The sequence below is a fragment of the Blastomonas natatoria genome (assembly GCF_003201955.1).
Taxonomy (GTDB): Bacteria; Pseudomonadota; Alphaproteobacteria; order Sphingomonadales; family Sphingomonadaceae; genus Blastomonas; species Blastomonas natatoria.
In genome coordinates, this window is the sequence record NZ_QJJM01000001.1 from 392672 (window position 1) to 413080 (window position 20409).

Sequence of the window (20409 nt, forward strand, 5' to 3'; positions counted from 1 at the left end):
CGGTCATTTGCCGCTAGGGAACGCGACTTTTGTTGCGTGTCAGCCGAGCGCGCGCTCAAGGGTTGAAGCCAGCCGCAATCCTGCGCGCAGCACCTGAGTGCGCACCACGGGGATCAGCGCCTCGATATCGGCATCGCTATGCCGTGCACGTTCGTCCCTGCCCAGCGCAGGACCGCAGGCGGGGCCATGCTGCGCTGTGGGATAGGCAATCTCGCGCGATACACTCCAGGCCTCGCGTGCCCATTCCTCGGTGCTGCCTGTGGTGACAGCGGCGCGCTCCTCGGACGAATAGGCGCGCACCAGCGGCAGCCCTTGGGTGATCGCACGCTCGGCGATCGGGCCGTCCCAGAGACGGTGCAGATTCATCCGCCCCTCGACAATGCCATAAGCCGCGCTCACCCGGTTGCCACCCAGATCTCCCCGGTCGCCCGCGTGTAATGGCTGATGCATGTCGCCCACGGTGTGGAGCAGGAAGGCGAGCGCCTCCAGCCGGACATGCACCGGCATCTTGCGATCCGCCAGCAGCGCCTCGTTGCGTGTGACCTGTGCCGGTACGCAGCTGCCATTGGGGCAATTGGCCTTGATGTCGAACGGCTTGCAGATGTCGATGTTCACATAATGCCACGGCGCGGTATAGCCCCAGCGCAGATCGTCGCGCCGGATGCAGTCGGCCCAGACGCTGGCATCCTCGATCGTTCGCAGCGGGCATTCCGGCGTCGCCAGCTGCTTTTCCTGCGCCAGCAGTGCCTTTATCCGCGCGCGAACCTTCGGCGAGACATTGGCCTCGGCAATCTGGGCAATCACGCGATGTCCATAATCGCCCCAAGCCAGCGCCGGGCGTGCGGACAGCGTCGTTATCGCAAGCGAAGCGACGAGGAGCAACCGGATCAGGCGTTTCATTTCAATTCCTTGCGGGTCATCCGCTTGCAAGCGAGGGGGGCTAGCGTGCGGTTATCGGTCTGCCCCTGCTCGGGTTGCGTCTGGTCTATCCTGTAGCGCAAACGTCCCTCGATTTCGCTCGGGACAAACGGAATTGGGGCGAATTGACCAGCTTTCTCGCTGCCACCTGGTCTCTCAATGGCAGAGGAGAGAACTGGCCTGCCAAGTACCCGTTTGTCCCGAGCCCTTCGGCTGGCTGGCAAGCCAGCCGCTCAGGATAAACTCCGTCGAGGGACCCTGCTAGACCTCAGCCTTCCATCCAGTCCTTGAAAAACGCTAGATTGCGCTCGTGCAATTCAGCCACAGCCACGGTTGCGCCTGACGCAAACACGACCGCATCGCCGCCGGTCGCCCCAATCAACTGCGCGCGCACGCCCGCAGCCTCGGCCGCCGCGAGCACGGCATTGGCATCGCTTGTCGTCACGACATAGCGCGCCTGGCCCTCGCCAAACCAGAAGCCCGCATCGCCCTCGGCCGAAAGCCCCGCGCCGATGCCCGATGCCAGCGCCATTTCGGCGACCGCGACCGCGAGGCCACCGTCCGAAATGTCGTGCACCGCACTGACCTTGCCCCCGGCGATCAGCGACGCGATGACACCGCCCGATTCCAGCTCGCCCTTGAGGTCCACCTGCGGCGGCGCGCCCTCGCGGCGACCGTGCAGCACGTCGAGCCAGAGCGACTGGCCGAGTTCTTCGGTGCCGTTGCCGCCGATCAGCACGATGGTCTCACCTGCAGCCTTGAACGCCAGCGTCATCATCTGGCCCAGGTCCTCGATCAGCCCGATCGCGCCGATAGCGGGTGTCGGCAGGATGGCACGGGCGATGCCGTCAGGGCCGGTGGTTTCGTTGTACAGGCTCACGTTGCCGCTGACGATCGGCATGTCGAGCGCCTTGCACGCCTTGCCCATGCCCTCGATGCAGCCGACGAACTGGCCCATGATCTCGGGGCGCTCGGGATTGCCGAAGTTCATGCAGTCGGTGGTCGCCAGCGGACGCGCGCCGGTGCTGACAAGGTTGCGATAGCATTCGGCGATCGCCTGCTTGCCGCCCTCGAACGGATCGGCAAAGCAATAGCGCGGGGTGCAATCGGTGGTGACGGCCAGGCCCCGGTTGGTGCCATGGATGCGCACCACACCGGCGTCGCCGCCCGGAATCTGCACCGTATCGGCCATCACCATGTGATCGTATTGCTGCCAGATCCAGCTGCGGCTGGCGAGCGCGGGCGAGGCCATCAACGCAGTCAGGTCTGCGGCCAGATCGGTGCTGGCGGGCACATTCGTCAGCGGCGCGGGCGGCGGCGTCGTGACATAGGGCCGGTTATAGCTCGGTGCATCGTCGGCCAGGGGCGCGAGCGGAATGTCGCACACCGTCTCGCCCTTGTGCTTGAGCACCATATGGCCGGTCTCGGTGACATGGCCGATGACCGCGAAGTCGAGCTCCCACTTGCGGAAGATCGCTTCGGCGAAATCCTCGCGGCCGGGCTTCAAGACCATGAGCATGCGCTCCTGGCTTTCCGAGAGCATCATCTCGTACGCGGTCATATTGGTTTCGCGCTGCGGCACGTTGTCGAGGTTGAGCTCGATGCCGACGCCGCCCTTGCTCGCCATCTCGACGCTGGAGGACGTGAGGCCGGCGGCCCCCATGTCCTGGATCGCGACAATCGCGTCCGATGCCATGAGTTCCAGGCACGCCTCGATCAGCAGCTTTTCGGTGAACGGATCGCCGACCTGCACGGTCGGGCGCTTTTCCTCGCTGTCCTCGCCGAATTCGGCTGAGGCCATGGTCGCGCCATGGATGCCGTCGCGCCCGGTCTTGGAACCGACATAGACGATCGAATTGCCAGGGCCGGAAGCGGCGCTGTAGAAGATCTTGTCCTGCTCGGCGATGCCCACGGCCATGGCGTTGACCAGGATGTTGCCGTCATAGGCCGGGTCGAAATTGGTTTCGCCGCCCACGGTCGGCACGCCGACACAATTGCCGTATCCGCCGATCCCTGCGACCACGCCCTGCACCAGATGCTTCATCTTGGGGTGATCGGGCCTGCCAAAGCGCAGCGCGTTCATCAGTGCCACGGGTCGCGCCCCCATAGTGAACACGTCGCGCAATATGCCGCCGACGCCGGTGGCCGCGCCCTGATAGGGCTCGATATAGCTCGGGTGGTTGTGGCTCTCCATCTTGAAGATGGCGGCGAGCGGCTTGCCGTCGGGGCCGGGGCCGATATCGACCACGCCGGCATTCTCGCCAGGGCCGCAGATGACCTGCGGACCGGTGGTCGGCAGCGTCTTCAGGTGCACGCGCGAGCTCTTGTAGCTGCAATGCTCGGACCACATGACCGAGAATATGCCCAGCTCCACCAGATTGGGTTCGCGCCCGAGCGCGGCCAGAATGCGCTGATATTCGTCCGGCTTCAGGCCATGTTCGGCCACGATTTCCGGGGTGATGGTGCCTGCGGGCGCTGCAAGAGTATCGCTCATGGCCCCGCGCTTTACGCGCAGGGGCGCGCAGATGAAAGGGGGAGAATGGCGGTAAAATGCACGACCCATGCGGTCGCCGGGTGCAGGCCCGCACTGCCGCGCAAGCCTGCCCGATTCATGTCAGCGGTCGCTGGTCGTTTCGGTGTCGGCCAGCGGCGTGATCGCGCTGCGGCTGAAGCGCACCTTGCTGTCGCCGACCGTTCCGGTCACCCGCTTGTTCGAAACGCGCAAGGTGAAGCGTTTGCCCGAGCGGGTTTCGGTGCCGTCGATGATCCTGAGGTCGCCCACCCTCTTGACGGTGTAGACGTAGCGGTCGCCGTCATGTTCGAATGTGACCTCTTCCGGTTCGGCGGCATGGGCTGCTGCGGGCAGGGCCAGCAGGGTCAGCGGAAGGGCGAGAAGGCCGAGCTTTTTCATGATGGTGGTCCCTGTTCTGTTGAAGTGAACTGCCGTCATCATCCTCTGTTATTGTGCGGTGCAGCATGTCAAAGTGACGAAAAGCGGGCAAATGCAATTAAGGCTTTCGCGGTTGCAGCATAATCAATCGAGAGGCAGTGCTGACGCACCTGATACGCAATCGCCTTGACCGGGGGCAGGCCAGCGGTCAAAGCTGTGTGCATGAGTGAAGTCCAAGCCATTCCTGCCGATCTGTCGTTCGAAGATGCCTTGAAGGAGCTGGAGGTGATCGTTCGCCAGCTGGAATCGGGTGACGTGCCGCTGGACGCATCGATCAGCCTTTACGAACGCGGCGACCGCCTGCGCAGCCACTGCCAGAAGCGGCTCGATGCGGCGCAGGCGCGGATCGAGAAGATCCGCGTCGGCGCCGATGGCCAGGCGGCGGGCACCACGCCGTTAGATGCTGGCTGACGGCTGGCCGATGCGCGCAATCAATCAAACCGGCGAGCAGACCGGGGCAGGGGACGAGATACAATGACGACCGCCATCAGCGACAACGCGCTGGCCGATGCCTTTCGCCAGATTTCTGCCGATGTGGATGCCTGTTTCGATGCATTGCTGACAGTGCCGGATGATCCGCGCGCAGTGCTTTTCCAGGCGATGCGCCATGCTGCGATCGGTGGCGGCAAGCGGGTGCGTCCGCTTCTGCTGACCTCGACGGCGGGCATGTTCAATGTCGACCGCGGTCTGGCCGTGCGCGTCGCCTGTGCGGTCGAGGCGATCCATGTCTATTCGCTGATCCATGACGACATGCCCTGCATGGACAATGACGACATGCGCCGCGGCAAGCCGACCGTACACAAGGCATTCAACGACGCCGTCGCGGTGCTGGCGGGCGATTCGCTGCATGCCCTTGCGTTCGAGATCCTCGCCGGGTCGCAGTCGCATCCCGATCCGTTCATCAGATCCGAACTGATCTACACGCTGGCCGAGGCAAGCGGCCCCAATGGCATGGCCGGCGGCCAGATGATGGACCTGGAGGCGGAAAAGGCGAAGTTCGACCTGCCCACTGTCACCAAGTTGCAGCGGCTCAAGACGGGCGCGCTGATCGCGGCCTCGGTGGAGATGGGCGCGATCCTCGGCAATGTCCCCGCCGAGGGACGCGGACAGTTGCGCGCTTATGCCCGCGATATCGGCCTCGCCTTCCAGATTGCCGACGACATCATGGACGAGACCGGCGACGAGGCGAAGGCCGGCAAGGCGCTGCACAAGGATGCCGCAGCGGGCAAGGAAACCTTCCTGTCGCTGCTGGGGCTCGAGCGTGCGCGCGAGCAGGCGTTCTTCCTGGTCGACCAAGCTGTGGGGCACCTTGCCAGCTATGGACGCGAGGCCGATACGCTGCGCGCTCTGGCGCGTTACATTGTCGAGCGCGACAACTGACCGCAAAAGGCGGCATCGCATAAGGGAAGAAGATCATGCGGATTGGCGTTTATCCCGGGACCTTCGATCCCATCACGCTGGGTCATATGGACATCATCCAGCGCGGGGCTCAGCTGGTCGATCATCTGATCGTCGGCGTCACCACCAATATCGCCAAGAGCCCGATGTTCTCCGATGACGAGCGCATGGAAATGGTGCGCCGCGAGGTCGCGCAGATCCCGGGTGCCAATATCAGCGTTGTCGGGTTCAGTTCGCTGCTGATGGACTTTGCCGAGGCGCAGGGGGCATCGGTGGTGATCCGCGGCATTCGTGGCGTGACGGATTTCGAATATGAATATCAGCTCACCGGCATGAACCGCCAGCTCAACGACCGTATCGAGACCGTGTTTCTGATGGCTGATGTCGCGCTGCAGCCGATCGCCTCGCGGCTTGTGAAGGAAATTGCCATTTATGGCGGCGCCATCCACCGTTTCGTTACGGATGCGGTGCGGATCGATGTCGAGAAGCGCGTTCGTGAGACCGGCCTGAAAGGGTGAGCTTCCGGATGGCTTCGGACATTTGCCTCTGCTCGGAGCGGGGAGGGGGGTGCCGATGTCGAAAACGCAAAATACTCCGGAATCGCATCATTGGCGCATAGAGCGCTGCCGCCAAGTTCATTCATGACAGGCTCAGATGCTTTGGCTATAGCCGTGCCCGACTTGGGGCAGGCTAGTCCGCGCCGCCCCGGATGAATCGAACAGGAATGCCTGGTTATATGCCCAATATCTTGAAATCGCTTGCTGCCCTTTCGTTCATCCCGATGCTGCTCGCCCCGATAACCGTCCAGGCGCAGGATGCAGGCGCGGCGCAGCAGTCGAGCATTGAGGCGGACCGCGAGGCCGCGCGCGTGGCTCGCCAGGCGGAAAAGGAAGCGGCCAGGGTTCGCGAGCAGCAGGAAAAGGAAGCCGAAAAGGCAGCCAAGGCAGCTCAGAAGGAAGAGGACAAGAAGGCCAAGGCCGCCGAAAAGGAGGCGCGCAAGGCTGAAAAGGAGGCAAAGGAAGCCTCTGAAGACAAGGACAAGGAGGCCCGCAAGGCTGCGCGGAACGCCGAAAAGGAAGCACAGGACCAGCGCGACAACAATGCTGCCGAAGCGAGCGTGATGGGAACGTCGCTGGTCGTGTCACCCGACAAGGCCGATCCCGACAATATCCTCTATCTCGACCTGTCAACCGGCGGCCGCGTGACCATCCAGCTGTATCCCGAGATCGCGCCCAATCATGTCGAGCGGATCAAGACGCTGGCTCGTCAGGGCTTTTACGACGGCATCATCTTCCACCGCGTGATCGATGGCTTCATGGCTCAGACCGGCGACCCCACGGGCACCGGAACCGGCGGATCGGACCTCCCCGATGTCGCGGCCGAATTCAACAAGTTCCCGCATCTGCGCGGCAGCGTATCCATGGCGCGCGCGCAGGACCCGAACAGCGCCAACAGCCAGTTCTTCATCGTGTTCTATCCGCGCTTTTCGCTGGACAACAGCTACACCAATTTCGGCCGCGTGATCTCGGGCATGGAATATGTCGATGCCGTGCCTCGGGGCGAGCCGCCGAGCAATCCTGCCAAGATCCTGCAGGCGTCGCTCAAGTCGCAGAACAAGCCCGAGCCGAATTATGCAGCACAGGCCCAGCCAGCCGAGCGTGCGATTTCGGTGGATGAACTGAACGCGCCGATCAGCAACTGATCGCTTTCCAGCCAATCTTGCAATCCATCGCCATTCCAGCGAAAGCGCGAATCCCGCTGCATGGCCGTTCGTGACGGCCGAAGCGGGCCCCCGCATGCGCGGGGGTGACGAGTCCTGCAGATTGAGTGCACCAGACAATGCGCGTTGACGAATTCGACTTCGAACTTCCCCAGGAACGGATAGCCCTGCGCCCGGTGCGGCCACGCGATGCGGCGCGGATGCTGCATGTGCTGGGGTCGACAATGGCCGATGCGACAGTCCGCGATCTGCCGCGCCTGCTAAATCCCGGTGACTGCCTGGTCTTCAACGACACCCGTGTCATTCCGGCGCAGCTGGAAGGGGTGAAGCTGGGTGGTCAGGCGCGGGTCGGAGCCACGCTGCACAAGCGTATCGACCTGCGCCGCTGGCAAGCCTTTGTCCGCAACGCAAAGCGTCTGCGCGAGGGCGATGTGGTGCATTTTGGCGCGGGCGTGCTGGCCGATGTGGAGGCGCGCGGCGAGGATGGCTCTGTCACGTTCGCCTTCCAGGGCGACGAGCCGGTCGAGATCCTGCTCGAGCGGGCCGGAACCATGCCGCTGCCCCCCTATATTGCCAGCAAGCGCGAGATCGACGAAGCCGATCGCGAGGACTACCAGACCCGCTTTGCCGAGAAAGACGGGGCGGTCGCCGCGCCGACCGCCTCGCTGCACTTTACCGACCGGCTGATGGCCGATCTTGCCGAGGCCGGGATCGAGCACGCCATGCTGACGCTTCATGTCGGCGCGGGCACGTTCCTGCCGGTCAAGGCGGACGACACCAACGACCATCAGATGCACGCCGAATGGGGCCGCATCGACGCGGAGACGGCGGACCGCCTCAACGCCATCCGCGGGCGCGGCAACCGGGTGGTTGCAGTGGGTACAACAGTGCTGCGACTGATCGAAAGCGCCGCCGGGCAGGACAATATCATCCGTCCGTTCGAGGGCGACACCTCGATCTTCATCACGCCAGGCTATCGCTTCAAGGGCATCGATGGGTTGATGACCAATTTCCACCTCCCGCGCTCGACCCTGTTCATGCTGGTCTCGGCGCTGATGGGGATTGATGTGATGAAAGCGGCTTACGCTCACGCCATTGCCAGCGAGTACCGCTTCTATTCCTACGGCGACTCGTCTCTGCTTCTGCCGTGATTGCGGCATGGGTTATCTAGTTCGTCACTAACATAGATCAGGAAAATCGGTTTTCCCGATCAACCGATCCCGGATTAATCTCCTGTGAACGGCGAATTCGCCCTTTAGCAGGAGACCACATCCCATGAGTCGCACGTCCGTGTCCGTCATCGCCTTGCTGGCGTTCGCGCTTTCGGCACCCGCAGCACTGGCCGAGACCTCGGCCCAGCCGATGGTCAATCCCGCCGCCGCCAATTCGAACCAGGATTGGTGGCCCGAGCGGCTCGACCTCTCGCCGCTGCGCCAGCATGCGCGCGAATCCAACCCGATGGGTGACGATTTCGATTATGCCAAGGAGTTCCAGACGCTCGACATCGCTGCGGTCAAGGCCGACATCAAGACGCTGATGACGACGTCGCAGGATTGGTGGCCGGCGGATTATGGCCATTACGGTCCGTTCTTCATCCGCATGGCCTGGCACAGCGCAGGCACCTATCGCACCGCCGACGGTCGCGGCGGTGCCGGCGGTGGCCAGCAGCGGTTCGAACCGCTCAACAGCTGGCCCGACAATGCCAATCTCGATCGCGCCCGCCGTCTGCTCTGGCCGATCAAGGCGAAGTACGGCCGCAAGCTCAGCTGGGCCGATCTGATGGTACTGACCGGCAATGTCGCGCTGGAATCAATGGGCTTCAAGACCTTCGGTTTTGCCGGCGGCCGCACCGATGACTGGGAAGCCGACAAGGTCTATTGGGGCCGCGAGAAGAAGTTCCTCGCCGCCGACCGCTATCATGGCGAGCGCAAGCTCGAAAAGCCGCTGGCCGCTGTGCAGATGGGCCTGATCTACGTCAATCCGGAAGGCCCCAACGGCAATCCCGATCCGCTTGCGGCTGCCAGGGATATCCGCGAGACCTTCGGTCGCATGGCGATGAACGACGAGGAGACCGTCGCGCTGATCGCGGGTGGCCACACCTTTGGCAAGGCGCATGGCGCGCACAAGGCCGAAGAGTGCATCGGCGCTGATCCGGCGGGTTCGCCGACAGAACAGCAGGGCATCGGCTGGGTCAACAAGTGCGGCACCGGCAAGGGCGTCGATGCGGTGACCAGCGGGCTGGAAGGCGCCTGGTCGGTCAACCCGATCGCCTGGACGACGCAATATCTCGACAATCTGTTCGGCTTCGACTGGGTGCAGACGCGCAGCCCCGGCGGCGCGATCCAGTGGATCCCCAGCGACAAGAGCGCCGCGAACCTGGTCCCCGACGCGCATGACAAGACCAAGCGTCACGCGCCGATCATGTTCACTACCGATCTCGCGCTGAAAATGGACCCCGAATATCGCAAGGTGTCCGAGCGCTTCCACAAGGACCCGGATGCGTTTGCCGATGCCTTTGCCCGCGCCTGGTTCAAGCTGACGCACCGCGACATGGGCCCGCGCTGGCGCTATCTGGGCGCCGATGCGCCCAAGGTCGACCTGATCTGGCAGGATCCGGTTCCGGCGGTCGATCATCCGCTGGTCGATGCGCAGGATGTCGCTTCGCTCAAGGCGCAGATCCTGGGCTCGGGCCTGACCACGCAGGAACTGGTGCGCACCGCCTGGGCGGCGGCTGCCAGCTATCGCGATACCGACATGCGCGGCGGCACCAATGGCGGACGCCTGCGGCTCGCCCCGCAAAAGGACTGGGCGGTCAACAATCCGGCGGAGATCACCAAGGTTGTCGCCAGGCTGGAAGCGATCCAGACCAGCTTCAACAAGGCGCAGAAGGGCGGCAAGAAGATATCGCTCGCCGATACCATCGTGCTTGCAGGCAATGCTGGTATCGAGGAAGCCGCGCGCAAGGCCGGCCACAGCCTGACCGTGCCGTTCGAGCCGGGCCGCGGCGATGCCAGCCAGGCGCAAACCGACGTGGCGGCTTTCGAGCCACTCGAGCCGACCGCTGACGGTTTCCGCAACTATTATGGTGCGGGCAGCGTGATGTCGCCGGTCGACATGCTGGTCGATCGCGCGAACATGCTGAGCCTGACGGTGCCCGAAATGACCGTGCTGGTCGGTGGCCTGCGCGCGCTCGATGCCAATACCGGCGGCGCCAAGCATGGCGTGTTCACCAGCACGCCGGGCCAGCTCAACAACGCGTTCTTCGTCAACCTGCTCGACATGGGCAACAAGTGGACCAAGTCGCCGAGCGAAGCGGGTCTGTACGAAGGGCGCGACATCAAGTCGGGCCAGCTCAAGTGGACCGCTACTCCGGTCGATCTGATCTTTGGATCGAACTCGGAACTGCGCGCGGTCGCGGAAGTCTATGCTGCCAGCGATGGCGAGAAGAAGTTCGCTGAGGACTTTGTCGCGGCCTGGACCAAGGTGATGAACCTCGGCCTGCAATAACTTCCCCACCTCCGGCGGCGGCCATCCCCAAGGCCGTCGCCGGATATGCGGGCCTTATTTTTCCTTCATCACCCAGACCCCGTCCCATTCCCCTTGGGGCGGGGTCGCCTGCAATATGCGGCACCGATCGACATAAGTGCGCGACAGGCCGTCGCCGGGATTGAGCGACACGCATTTCTCGAAGCGTGCGATTGCCTCTTCCCAGCGCGCGGCGCGATAGGCGACAATCCCGTCCTCGAAATGACCGAGCACATCGCGCATCGCCGGGAAGGTCTGCGCGTCGTGATAGTCGAGCAGTTCGAACACGCGCACCGGCGCGGTCTTGCCCTTGACCACGACCAGGTCGATGTCGCGCATCCGATAGGTTCCATTGAAGCGCGCTACGGTGTTCTCGCTCGCCAGAATCCGGGCGGAATACGCCTTGCACGCGCTTTCAAGCCGGCTGGCCAGGTTCACCCCATCGCCGATCACGGTATAATCCATGCGCTTGGGGCTGCCGATATTGCCCGAAACGATATGGTCGGTATGGATGCCGACTCCCATGTCGACGGTCTTGAGGCCCCGGTCGCGGCGCTGGGCATTCCATTCCCACAGAGTGCGGATCATGTTGATCGCGGCGCGCGCGGCGCGGTCCGGATCGTCGTCATGGGGCATGGGCAGACCGAAACAGGCCATGATCGCATCGCCGATGAACTTGTCGAGCATGCCGCCCTGCGCGGTGATGCAGTCGACCATCAGGCTGAAATATTCATTGAGGAAGGACACGGTGCCCTGCGCGCCATATTCCTCGGTGATCGTGGTGAACCCGCGCACATCGGTGAACATGATGGTCGCTTCGGCGCTGACCCCGCCGAGCAGGTCGAGCGTGTCGTCGTCCATCATCTGCGCCGCAATGACGGGGTCCATATAGCGTGACATGGTTGATTTCATGCGCTTTTCGCTGCTGATGTCCTCGACCATCAGCATCGATCCCAGCTTGGAATCATCGCTTTCGGACACAAGCGGCATGATCGTGAGGTTAACCGATTTGGTGACGCCTCCCAGCGCAACCTCGGCGTCGGGGAAGACATCGCTGCTGCGTTCCTCCTTCACCTTCTCTATCCGCTCCATGATCCAGGCGCCCTGCTGGTCGAGCAGCTCGGCGAGCAGCCGCCCCTGAACCTCTGCCGCCTTGCACGCCCAGATGCGTTCGATGGCCTGGTTGCAGGTGATGATCTTGCCCAGCGGATCGAGCGTCAGCACGCCGTTCGACATGCTCTGCAGCACGGACTCATTGTACAGCTTCATCCGCTGCACATCGTCGAACAGCTTGGAATTCTCGAGTGCGATGGCGATCTGGCCGGTAAAGGTCTTGAGCTGCTGCTCGTCCTTGTCGGTGAACGCTCCGGTCTTCTTGTTCAGCACCTGGGTGACGCCGATGACTTCGCCCTGCTTGTTGATGATCGGCACGCACAGGATGCAGCGGGTGAAGAAGCCGGTCTGCCGATCGAAAGAAGGGTTGAACCGCAGATCCGCATAGGCGTGCGGAATGTTGAGGCTCTGCCCGGTGGTGAAGACGGTGCCCGCGATGCCGACGCCCGACGGGAAGCGGATCTCGCTGACCTTGCCGCCCGCCGAGAACAGCGAGAAAAGCGTGTCGGTTGCCTTGTCATGGATGAAGATGGTGGCGCGCTCGGCCTCGAACATCCGTACCGTTTCGGCGACCACGCGCTGGAGCAGCCGGGTGAGATCGACCTCGGAGCTGATTTCCGAGATCATCGACAGGAACGCGAGCTCCTTGGCGCGGACCTGCTCGATTTCCTCGATGGACTGCAGGCTCTGGAGGAACACAGTCGCCTGGCTGGTCATTTCTTCCAGCAGGGTCACGTCATCGGCTGTGAAGCTGCCATCGTGCTTGTTGATGTTCTGCATGACGCCGATGATCTGTCCTAGCGGCGTGCGTACGGGAACGCAGATGATATTGCGCGTCTTGTAGCCGGTGCGCTGGTCGACCGTGCTGTTGAAGCGCGGATCGGCATAGGCATCCTCGACCAGCAGCGATTCACCGGCCTGGAAGACATGGCCTGCGATGCCCGAGGTGTTGAGAATGCGGATTTCCAGGCTCTGGCTGCCCTGGGCAAAGCGCGAATACAGCTCGCCCGTCTTGGGATCGTTGAGAAACAGCGTGCCGCGATCGCAATTGAGCTCGCGCGAGGTGAGTTCGACCAGCATGGCGAGGACACCGTCGATCTGCGTGATGGTGGCGCACTTGCGCGTCACTTCGAGCAGCACCTCGGTTCGGCGCAGCGCTGCCGCTCGCTGGCTCTCGGTCATCGGCCGGGAAAGGGTTTCAGTCATCGCGCTCATCAGGCCTGTTCCCGCATCGTCTGTTCCAGCCGGTCGCGCAGCGCCTGGATCTGCTGGTGCAGTGCCTGGCGCTCCAGCGCATGATCGGCTTCCATCGAAAGGCGCGCCTGCTCGGCGTCGGTGCGCGCTGAATCGAGAGTGTGTCGCAGCGCATCGATGCCGGCTTTGAGCTGTGCAATCTCTGCCTGAGCCGCGGCACGATCGGCCTGCAGCGCCTGGTCATGGGCACGCTGCTGCGCTTCCATGGCGTCGCGCATCTGCTGGATGGTGGCAGTGAGGTCAGCAAGCCGAGCGGCCTCTTCTGATCGGGCGCGGGTGACAGCCCGATCGGCTTCATGGGCGGCCGTCTCCAGCGCCTGGCGCAAACCATCGATCGTCGCCTGCAGATGCAGGTTGGCGGCGCGCATCTCGGAAAGCGCGTCCGGGCTGGCCTGTGTCATGTTCGATCGTCCCCGCCAAGCTGATACGATTGATAACGGCATCAGGCATGCAACGTTAACCGTTCATTTGCCATAACTCAGACGATAGTCCTTGATTGCGCATGCGAGCTTGTGCGGGCGTTTCTGGCTCAGTCGGGTGTCCCGATGATTGAGCTTGGGCGCCATTTCCGACCGGGTGTTGAAGCAGACTGATCACCCGCGCCGGGTTGGGGCTGAGCGAAAGCCCTGTTGCCGGTCTATTCCGTCGCCAGCAGCCGCTCCGCGCCGCCGAGATCGACCGATACCAGGCGGCTGACTCCGCGCTCGATCATCGTGACCCCGAACAGGCGGTGCATGCGGCTCATCGTCACGGCATTGTGGGTGACGATGAGATAGCGGGTGTCGGTGACCACGGCCATGTGATCGAGCAGGTCGCAGAACCGGTCGATATTGGCATCGTCGAGCGGGGCATCGACCTCGTCGAGCACGCAGATCGGGGCTGGGTTGGTAAGGAACAGGCCGAAAATGAGCGCTACGGCGGTCAGCGCCTGTTCGCCCCCCGACAGCAGCGTCAGGGACGACAGCCGCTTGCCCGGCGGCTGAGCCATGATCTCGAGCCCGGCTTCCAGCGGATCGTCGCTGTCGATGAGTTCCAGATGCGCCTTGCCGCCGTTGAACAGCCGCGAAAACAGCGTGCGGAAATGGCCGTCCACGGTTTCGAACGCGGCGAGCAGGCGCTGGCGGCCCTCGCGGTTGAGCGCGCCGATCGATCCGCGCAGCCGTGCGATCGCCTCCACCAGCTCATCATGCTCCTCGCGGATCGTTGCCATCTCGGTTTCGAGCGACGCGAGCTCGTCTGCCGCGATCAGGTTGACCGCGCCCAGCCGTTCGCGTGCCTGTTGCAACCGCTCGTGCTCGGCCGCCTCGTTCTCGGCCGCCGCGATTCCAGCCGGATCGAAGGCAAAGCGTTCGGGCAGAAGCGGGGGAGGGCACTGAAAGCGTTCGCCGCAGCCCTGCGCCAGTTCGATGCGCCGCTGGTCCTGGTGCTCGGCGCGCGCGCTGGCGCCAGCGCGCTGTTCGCGCGTCAGGGCGAGCGTCTCGGAGGCGGTCGCGGCCAGTCGCTCGGCCTCGGCCAGTGTTTTTTCCGCTGCGTGTGATGCCGCTTCGGCCAGAGCTTGCGCCTGACGTGCTTCGGCGAGCGATGCCTGGAGCGCGGTGATCCTCTCCCCCAGCCTTTCGGGCTTGTCGGCGATGCCAGCGCGTTCCTGCGCCAGCTCGGCGGCGCGGACCTGCATCTCGCGCAGCCGCTGTGCGGCCTCGCCCGATCGGCCTTGCCAGCCCTTGATCTCGGCGCGCACGCTCGCGCGCCGCTCGCGAAGCGCGGAAACCGCCTGAGCTTGCGCCGCCAGCGCTGCCATTGCGGAGCGCAGCCCTGCCTGTGCCGTCTGGTTGCGCTCGCCCAGCAGCGTCACCTGTTCGCGCTGCGCCGTACCATCGGGCAGCATTGCGCGCGCGGCTTCGGCGGCCTGGCGATCCTGTACTGCGGCGTCGGCGTCGGCTGCCAGACGCTCGATTCGCTCGGCGAGATCGTCGCGCCGTTCGGCATCGCGCTGCAATGCGTGCTCGGTCTGGTCGCGATCGCGCAACGCCTGGCGTTCGGCGGCGTCGGCAGCGCCCAATGCGCGGCTATGCTCTGCAATCCGCGCCTGCAGGTCTGCCAATTGCTGCTGTGCTTGCGCCATTGCAGCCTCTGCCGTCCCAAGCCGGTCAGCCAGAGCAGGCTGCGCACGTTCAAGCTCGGTCAATCGGGTGCGCCGCTCGAGCCGTTCGGCGGCAGCCGCTCCGTCGCCGCTCGAAACAAACCCATCCCATCGGCGCACGCGGCCATCGCGTGTGACCAGCCGCATACCCGGCACAAGCGGCTGCTCGTCATCCGCCTGTGCAACGATCACCAGCGACAGTCGTGCGGCCAGTGCCTCAGGCGCGCGAACGTGGTCCGCAAGCCAGGCGCAGCCATCGGGCAGGGCAGGGCGACTGGCGGGCATATCGGCCCCGGTCCAGAAGCGCCCATCGCCCCTGGCCTCGGCAATCGGCGCGCTAAGGTCATCCCCCAGGGCGGCGGCGAGAGCCTTTTCAAATCCCTTGTCCGCCTCGACCTGTTCGAGAGCGCGCTCGCCGCCGCCGGCCTTTTTCGCAAGATCGCGGGCAAGCGCGTCGATCTCGCGGGTCATCGCATTCAGCTCGGCGCGCAGCGTCGCAAGCTCGCTCTGGGCCGCGTCGCGCATTGGAACGACAGCGTCGCGATTGGCTTGCGCCTCGGCGAGTGCAGCTCCTGCCTTTGCCTTGGCTTCGGCTGCCTGCGCGCATTCGGCAAGCGCCTCGTCGCGCAGCCGCGCCAGTTCGGCCGCATCGCCCAGCCCGGCCAGCTGTGTCCGTGTCCGCTGCAATTCCTCATCGGCGCGGCGGTTGCGAGCCAGCGCCGTGGCGAGCGCGGCATCGGCGACCTTGATATCGGCATCGGTGCGGGCGAGTTCGGCGCGCGCCTCGGCCAGCGCCAGTTCGGCCTCGCGGACCGCGCGTTCGGCATTGTCCTGTGCATGCGCCAGCACCGGCCCGCGCGCTTCCTCCGCCGCGAGATCGGCCTGAACGCGGGCATTTTCGGCCTCCAGCCTTTCGAGCGCCGCGGTGGCATCGTGCGTGAGCCGATCCTCGCGTGCGCTGTCTTCGGCGATGCGCGTCTGCTGCCGGTCGAGATCGGCGAGGCGCTGGACGGCGGCATCCCGCTCTGCGGTCATCGTCGACAGCCGGAACGCCAGATCCTGCGCGGCGTCGCGCGCCGATTGCAGCCCGGCGCGGGTTTCGGCCAGTGCTTCGATGGCCGCACGCTGGCTGACCTGAGCCTCGTTCTGCGCGGCCTGTGCCTCGGCCACAGCGGCCTCTGCCGCCGAGGCTTCCGCACGAGCCCGCTTCGCCGCCTCGGCAGCGGTGCGCCAGCGGGCGAACAGCGCACGCGCCTCGGCCACCGTGATCTGCTGGCTCAATGCACGATAGCGCTCCGCCGCCCTGGCCTGCCTCGACAGACTGGCGGCGCGCGCTTCCATGTCGGTCAGCACCTGCTGCAGCCGTTCCAGATTCGCTTCGGTTGCGCGCAGCTTCTGTTCCGCGTCCTTGCGCCGCACGTGCAGCCCGGCAATCCCCGCCGCTTCCTCGAGCATCTGCCGCCGTTCGACCGGTCGGGCAGAGATGACCGCCGCGATCCGCCCCTGGCTGACCAGGGCGGGACTATGGGCTCCGGTGGCGGCATCGGCGAAGAGCAGGGCGACGTCCTTGGCCCGCACATCGCGGCCATTGGCGCGATAGGCGCTGCCTGCGCCGCGTTCGATCCGCCGGACGACCTCGAGTTCGCCATCCTCGACCGAGACGGCGGCGAGCACTGGCTGGCTCACTTCGGTGAGCAGCGAGACCTCTGCGAAATTGCGTGCTGGCCGGGTGGCGGTGCCGGCGAAGATCACGTCCTCCATGCCGCCGCCGCGCATCGACTTGGCGGAGCTTTCGCCCATCACCCAGCGGATTGCCTCGAGCAGGTTGGACTTGCCGCAGCCATTGGGGCCTACGATGCCGGTCAGCCCCGGTTCGATCCGCAGTTCGGCAGGCTCGACAAAGCTCTTGAAACCGCTGAGCTTCAGCCGCTTGAACCGCATCGGGGCGTTGAAGGCGGGCGCACCGGCGGCAGCATCAGAAGCCTCCCTCTGATCGATACCGCCAGCAATCATCCCCCCGTGGTTCATTCAACCCCTTTCCGGACGTGGGGTCAGCGTGCCCCCAAGGCCTGGATTTCGGTTTCGAGCGCCGGCCAGCCGGTAAACTCCACCTTGCGGCCATTGAGGAAGAAGGTCGGGGTGCCCTGGATATCGTCTTCCTTCGTGGCGGTATTGGTGTTGTCTGCCAGCGCGCGAGCGGTGTCGACATTGGTCAGGCACTGCATCGCCTGATCGCGCGAGATGCCCCGCTGGGCGAAGAAATCGATCAGTCCGGTACCGTCGGCAAGCGCGACGAAGCGCTGGTTGTCGGGCATGGCGAGCGCGGCTTCGAAACGCTGCTGGCCCATGGCCTGTGCCTTGGTGAAGATATCCGCCTGATTGGCGAGGACCTGCTCGGTCAGCGCGAAATAGCTTTCATTGGGGCCGCAGCGGGTCAGCATCGACGCGGTCAGATCGAGCGGTTCGCGCACATAATTGCGCATCTCGAAGCTGACCCGGCCGCTCGCAACATATTTGTCGCGGATGGTTTCGAAGGCCTGCTCGGCAAATTCGGCGCAATGGCTGCAGGTGAGCGAGGCATATTCGACCAGCTTGATCGGCGCATCGGGATTGCCGAGGACATAATAGCCCTTGTCGGTCTTGGTCACCGTCTCGGTCCAGTTCTTGCCGGCAGGTGCAGGGATGGCGGCAATCGGCTCGCCCGAGGTGGCACTTTCCGCACCCTTTTCGGCTTCGCCGCTGCAGGCAGCAACGGACAGCATCAGGGGCAGGGCGATCAGGCTGGCAAAACGCTTCATACAGGCTTGGTCCTTGTCATCCACAACAGGGGCAGGTTCGACCCGTGCGGGTCAGCAATCTCGAACGGCTCGCTCTAGCGGCTGGCCAGCTGCGGTTCCAGACTTTTCCAGTCATAGACGTCTGCCAGCAGCTTGCCATTGAGCGTGAAGCTGGGCGTACCCTGAACCTTCACCGTCTCGGTCGCGAACTTGGTCATTGCCAGCACCTTGGCCTGTTCGGCCTTGTTGGTGAGGCAGGCGTCTATCTGCGCGTTGGTGGCCAGAGGCGAGTGGCGACGCAGCTCGTCGTAAAGGTCAAGGTCGCTTGCAATGCGCTTGAGCCGGCTGTCATTGTCGCCCTGATACCAGGCGGCCTGGCCTTCACGGCCCAGGCTGCCTGCCTTGCCCAGCCAGGTGCGCTGGCTGGCGAGCAGGCCCTTGTGGCGACGGAAGAAGCTGCGCGGCTCGCCGCATCGCGCGAGCAGGGCAACGGTCAGATCTACCGGATCGCGCACGAAGTTGCGGACCTCCAGGCTGGTCTTGCCCTTTGCGATGAAACCATCGGCCAGCGCGGGGTTCGAATCCTGTTCGAATGCCGCACAATGCGGGCAGGTATAGCTCATATATTCCACAACCTTCTGCGTGGCTGCGGGATTGCCCTTGACGTGGCCACCGACCTGGCTCTGGCTCACGCGCTCGGACCAGTCGGAAGGTGCGGCGGCCTTTTGCGCCTGGCCCGGGGCAACGGCGAACAGCGCCGTGGCAGTTGCAAGGGCAAGGGCGGAAAGGGCAGGCAGAAAGCGCAGGGGCGCAGGCATCAATGAACCTCGTCGTCAGATGGCGGCGCAAACAGGCGCACGGGTTTGAAATTGTCGCTTCTTAGCTGAACCGGGGCTGTCCGGGGAACCCTCGCAGCAGCCTCGCGTGCCTCCTTTTCCTCGAGGCTGCGCGCCAGCGATTCCAGCACGGTCTGCAATTCGCTATCGGCAATCGGCTTCAGCCCGTCCGCAGGCGCAATGCTGATGGGCTTGAGCGATGGCGGTGCGGCAGGTCGCGGCTCTGGCCGCCGGGGGGCGGTCAGCGTGCCGTGCCGATAGCGCACCCGGCCAACCGCCGCATAACCGAAGAACCGGTTTACCCGCTCGATGATCTCGGGCTCGGCATGCTGCATGAAGATCGCGGTCGCGCTCGTCACGACCAGGTGCAGCGTCCCGTCGGCCTTCTTTCCGCGTGCAAAGGCGATCGATTCGGGGCTGGCCATCGCGGCATAGCGGGGTCCGGCAATCTCGGCCCAGCGGGTGACCAGCGAGCTCTGGATGAAGCCGAACTTGCGAAAGCTGGTGTCGCCGATGGCGGGGATCAGATCTGCAATGCCGCGCGCCTCGCCGCCGCGCGACCGCCTGTGCGGCGATGCAGGCTGGGCCGGCTTGCGCGACCGGGTGGTGACAGGCTTATCGCTTTCCATTTCGCGGGCGACCATGGCATAGCCGCCCCATGTCCGTCGAGTGTCGCGATGCAATTGTGGATGAACCGGTCGGCAGCGCCATTTCGTCAGCGCTGCTGGCGCATTACGACGTCCATGCCCGCGATCTGCCCTGGCGGATTTCTCCTGCGGCGCGCAGGGCAGGGGCTGGCTTGGACCCCTATCGCGTCTGGTTGTCCGAAGTGATGCTGCAGCAGACCACGGTCGCTGCCGTCACCGGCTATTTCCAGCGCTTCACTGACCGCTGGCCGACGGTGGAGGCGCTGGCTGCCGCTCCCGAAGAGGATGTGCTCGCCGCCTGGGCAGGGCTCGGCTATTACGCCCGTGCCCGCAATCTGATCGCATGCGCGCGCGCCGTCGCTGGCGCCCATGGCGGGCAGTTCCCGCAGACAGAGGCTGGCCTGCTTGCGCTGCCGGGCGTGGGTGACTATACCGCTGCGGCCATCGCCGCGATCGCGTTTGACGAACCCGCTGCTGTCGTCGATGCCAATGTCGAGCGGGTAGTCGCGCGGCTGTTCGCGATTGCTACGCCGCTGCCCGCAGCGCGGCCCGAAATCCGCACCTGCACCGCCCGGATCACGCCGCGTGAGCGTCCTGGCGATTTTGCCCAGGCCATGATGGACCTGGGGGCCACGATCTGCACGGTGCGCAATCCTTCCTGTCTGATATGTCCCCTGGCATCGCATTGCGCGGCAAGGGCCGCGGGCATGGCCGAAGCCTTGCCGATCAAGCCGCCCAGAAAGGCCAAGCCGCAACGTACGGGTACCGCCTGGTGGATCGAACTGGACGGCCAGGTTCTGCTGGTCCAGCGTCCGGGCAAGGGAATGCTGGGCGGAATGCGCGCGTTGCCCGATGATGGCTGGTCGGCACGGGCCGATGGCCATGCCGAACCGCCCGTGACCGGCCAGTGGCAGGTCATCGAGGCGGCCGTCGGTCATGTGTTCACGCATTTTTCGCTTGAGCTCGCATTGGCCCTTTATCGCGGCCCTCAAATCGATAAGGTTGCCATTGAAAACCTGAATGGCATCTGGTGGCCGGTGGAACAAATTGCGGAAGCGGGGCTTCCAACGCTGTTCGCCAAGGCGGCGACTGTCGCCATTCAGCATCGATAAAGCCGGACTGGCCAAGGGC

15 protein-coding genes and 1 pseudogene are annotated in these 20409 nt (G+C 64.5%); 7 read left to right on the forward strand and 9 right to left on the reverse strand.

The window, feature by feature from the left end; all coding sequences use genetic code 11:
- Positions 1-39: 39 nt before the first annotated feature.
- The 3 genes from C7451_RS02060 to C7451_RS02070 all read right to left on the reverse strand — a co-directional run bounded on the left by C7451_RS02060 (position 40) and on the right by C7451_RS02070 (position 3829).
- The gene (locus C7451_RS02060; protein ID WP_110297292.1) at positions 40-900 is read right to left on the reverse strand and encodes a S1/P1 nuclease; all 861 of its coding nucleotides are present in this window, start codon (positions 898-900) and stop codon (positions 40-42) included.
- Positions 901-1186: 286 nt separating this feature from the next.
- On the reverse strand, positions 1187-3412 hold the full coding sequence (gene purL, locus C7451_RS02065) for a phosphoribosylformylglycinamidine synthase subunit PurL (RefSeq protein ID WP_110297293.1): 2226 nt from the start codon (positions 3410-3412) through the stop codon (positions 1187-1189).
- Positions 3413-3532: 120 nt separating this feature from the next.
- Positions 3533-3829 (reverse strand): hypothetical protein, encoded by a 297-nt coding sequence (locus C7451_RS02070; protein ID WP_146215269.1) that lies wholly within the window; start codon positions 3827-3829, stop codon positions 3533-3535.
- A 201-nt stretch (positions 3830-4030) separates the two neighbouring features.
- Here C7451_RS02070 and C7451_RS02075 point away from each other — a divergent pair, with 201 nt between their 5' ends.
- The 6 genes and pseudogenes from C7451_RS02075 to katG all read left to right on the forward strand — a co-directional run bounded on the left by C7451_RS02075 (position 4031) and on the right by katG (position 10493).
- Positions 4031-4279 (forward strand): exodeoxyribonuclease VII small subunit, encoded by a 249-nt coding sequence (locus tag C7451_RS02075; protein ID WP_110297295.1) that lies wholly within the window; start codon positions 4031-4033, stop codon positions 4277-4279.
- Positions 4280-4342: 63 nt separating this feature from the next.
- Complete coding sequence (locus C7451_RS02080) at positions 4343-5248, forward strand: polyprenyl synthetase family protein (protein WP_110297296.1); 906 nt, start codon at positions 4343-4345, stop codon at positions 5246-5248.
- Between the two features lie 35 nt (positions 5249-5283).
- Positions 5284-5784: a pantetheine-phosphate adenylyltransferase gene (coaD, locus tag C7451_RS02085; RefSeq protein ID WP_110297297.1), complete on the forward strand. Its 501-nt coding sequence runs from the start codon at positions 5284-5286 to the stop codon at positions 5782-5784.
- 632 nt (positions 5785-6416) lie between these two features.
- Positions 6417-6968 (forward strand): annotated as a pseudogene (locus C7451_RS02090) (peptidylprolyl isomerase); the annotation flags it as partial.
- Positions 6969-7105: 137 nt separating this feature from the next.
- Positions 7106-8137, forward strand: coding sequence for a tRNA preQ1(34) S-adenosylmethionine ribosyltransferase-isomerase QueA (gene queA / locus C7451_RS02095; RefSeq protein WP_110297298.1), 1032 nt, complete (start codon positions 7106-7108; stop codon positions 8135-8137).
- A 124-nt stretch (positions 8138-8261) separates the two neighbouring features.
- Complete coding sequence (katG, locus tag C7451_RS02100; protein WP_110297299.1) at positions 8262-10493, forward strand: catalase/peroxidase HPI; 2232 nt, start codon at positions 8262-8264, stop codon at positions 10491-10493.
- 54 nt (positions 10494-10547) lie between these two features.
- Here katG and C7451_RS02105 read toward each other — a convergent pair whose 3' ends face one another.
- The 6 genes from C7451_RS02105 to C7451_RS02130 form a co-directional block, all read right to left on the reverse strand.
- Positions 10548-12839 (reverse strand): adenylate/guanylate cyclase domain-containing protein, encoded by a 2292-nt coding sequence (locus tag C7451_RS02105; protein WP_244181488.1) that lies wholly within the window; start codon positions 12837-12839, stop codon positions 10548-10550.
- The gene (locus C7451_RS02110; RefSeq protein WP_110297300.1) at positions 12839-13279 is read right to left on the reverse strand and encodes a hypothetical protein; all 441 of its coding nucleotides are present in this window, start codon (positions 13277-13279) and stop codon (positions 12839-12841) included. The genes C7451_RS02105 and C7451_RS02110 overlap by 1 nt, the downstream gene beginning before the upstream one ends.
- Positions 13280-13515: 236 nt before the next feature.
- A complete protein-coding gene (gene smc, locus C7451_RS02115) occupies positions 13516-16959 on the reverse strand; it encodes a chromosome segregation protein SMC (protein ID WP_110297433.1) in 3444 nt (1147 codons plus the stop codon).
- A 110-nt stretch (positions 16960-17069) separates the two neighbouring features.
- Positions 17070-17816 (reverse strand): thioredoxin domain-containing protein, encoded by a 747-nt coding sequence (locus C7451_RS02120; RefSeq protein ID WP_110297434.1) that lies wholly within the window; start codon positions 17814-17816, stop codon positions 17070-17072.
- Positions 17817-17890: 74 nt separating this feature from the next.
- Positions 17891-18613, reverse strand: a complete 723-nt coding sequence (locus C7451_RS02125) for a thioredoxin domain-containing protein (protein ID WP_110297301.1) — start codon at positions 18611-18613, stop codon at positions 17891-17893.
- Positions 18613-19275, reverse strand: a complete 663-nt coding sequence (locus C7451_RS02130) for a DUF721 domain-containing protein (RefSeq protein ID WP_110297302.1) — start codon at positions 19273-19275, stop codon at positions 18613-18615. The genes C7451_RS02125 and C7451_RS02130 overlap by 1 nt, the downstream gene beginning before the upstream one ends.
- Positions 19276-19289: 14 nt before the next feature.
- On the opposite strand from C7451_RS02130, the gene mutY reads away from it, so the two are divergent.
- Positions 19290-20390 (forward strand): A/G-specific adenine glycosylase, encoded by a 1101-nt coding sequence (gene mutY, locus C7451_RS02135; protein WP_110297303.1) that lies wholly within the window; start codon positions 19290-19292, stop codon positions 20388-20390.
- Positions 20391-20409: the final 19 nt, after the last annotated feature.

Excerpts from the sequence above, each read along its gene's own strand:
- C7451_RS02060 (WP_110297292.1), bottom strand. The coding sequence starts at position 900 with ATGAAACGCCTGATCCGGTTGCTCCTCGTCGCTTCGCTTGCGATAACG.
- purL (WP_110297293.1), bottom strand. The coding sequence starts at position 3,412 with ATGAGCGATACTCTTGCAGCGCCCGCAGGCACCATCACCCCGGAAATC.
- C7451_RS02070 (WP_146215269.1), bottom strand. The coding sequence starts at position 3,829 with ATGAAAAAGCTCGGCCTTCTCGCCCTTCCGCTGACCCTGCTGGCCCTG.
- C7451_RS02075 (WP_110297295.1), top strand. The coding sequence starts at position 4,031 with ATGAGTGAAGTCCAAGCCATTCCTGCCGATCTGTCGTTCGAAGATGCC.
- C7451_RS02080 (WP_110297296.1), top strand. The coding sequence starts at position 4,343 with ATGACGACCGCCATCAGCGACAACGCGCTGGCCGATGCCTTTCGCCAG.
- coaD (WP_110297297.1), top strand. The coding sequence starts at position 5,284 with ATGCGGATTGGCGTTTATCCCGGGACCTTCGATCCCATCACGCTGGGT.
- queA (WP_110297298.1), top strand. The coding sequence starts at position 7,106 with ATGCGCGTTGACGAATTCGACTTCGAACTTCCCCAGGAACGGATAGCC.
- katG (WP_110297299.1), top strand. The coding sequence starts at position 8,262 with ATGAGTCGCACGTCCGTGTCCGTCATCGCCTTGCTGGCGTTCGCGCTT.
- C7451_RS02105 (WP_244181488.1), bottom strand. The coding sequence starts at position 12,839 with ATGAGCGCGATGACTGAAACCCTTTCCCGGCCGATGACCGAGAGCCAG.
- C7451_RS02110 (WP_110297300.1), bottom strand. The coding sequence starts at position 13,279 with ATGACACAGGCCAGCCCGGACGCGCTTTCCGAGATGCGCGCCGCCAAC.
- smc (WP_110297433.1), bottom strand. The coding sequence starts at position 16,959 with ATGCGGTTCAAGCGGCTGAAGCTCAGCGGTTTCAAGAGCTTTGTCGAG.
- C7451_RS02120 (WP_110297434.1), bottom strand. The coding sequence starts at position 17,816 with ATGAAGCGTTTTGCCAGCCTGATCGCCCTGCCCCTGATGCTGTCCGTT.
- C7451_RS02125 (WP_110297301.1), bottom strand. The coding sequence starts at position 18,613 with ATGCCTGCGCCCCTGCGCTTTCTGCCTGCCCTTTCCGCCCTTGCCCTT.
- C7451_RS02130 (WP_110297302.1), bottom strand. The coding sequence starts at position 19,275 with ATGGTCGCCCGCGAAATGGAAAGCGATAAGCCTGTCACCACCCGGTCG.
- mutY (WP_110297303.1), top strand. The coding sequence starts at position 19,290 with ATGTCCGTCGAGTGTCGCGATGCAATTGTGGATGAACCGGTCGGCAGC.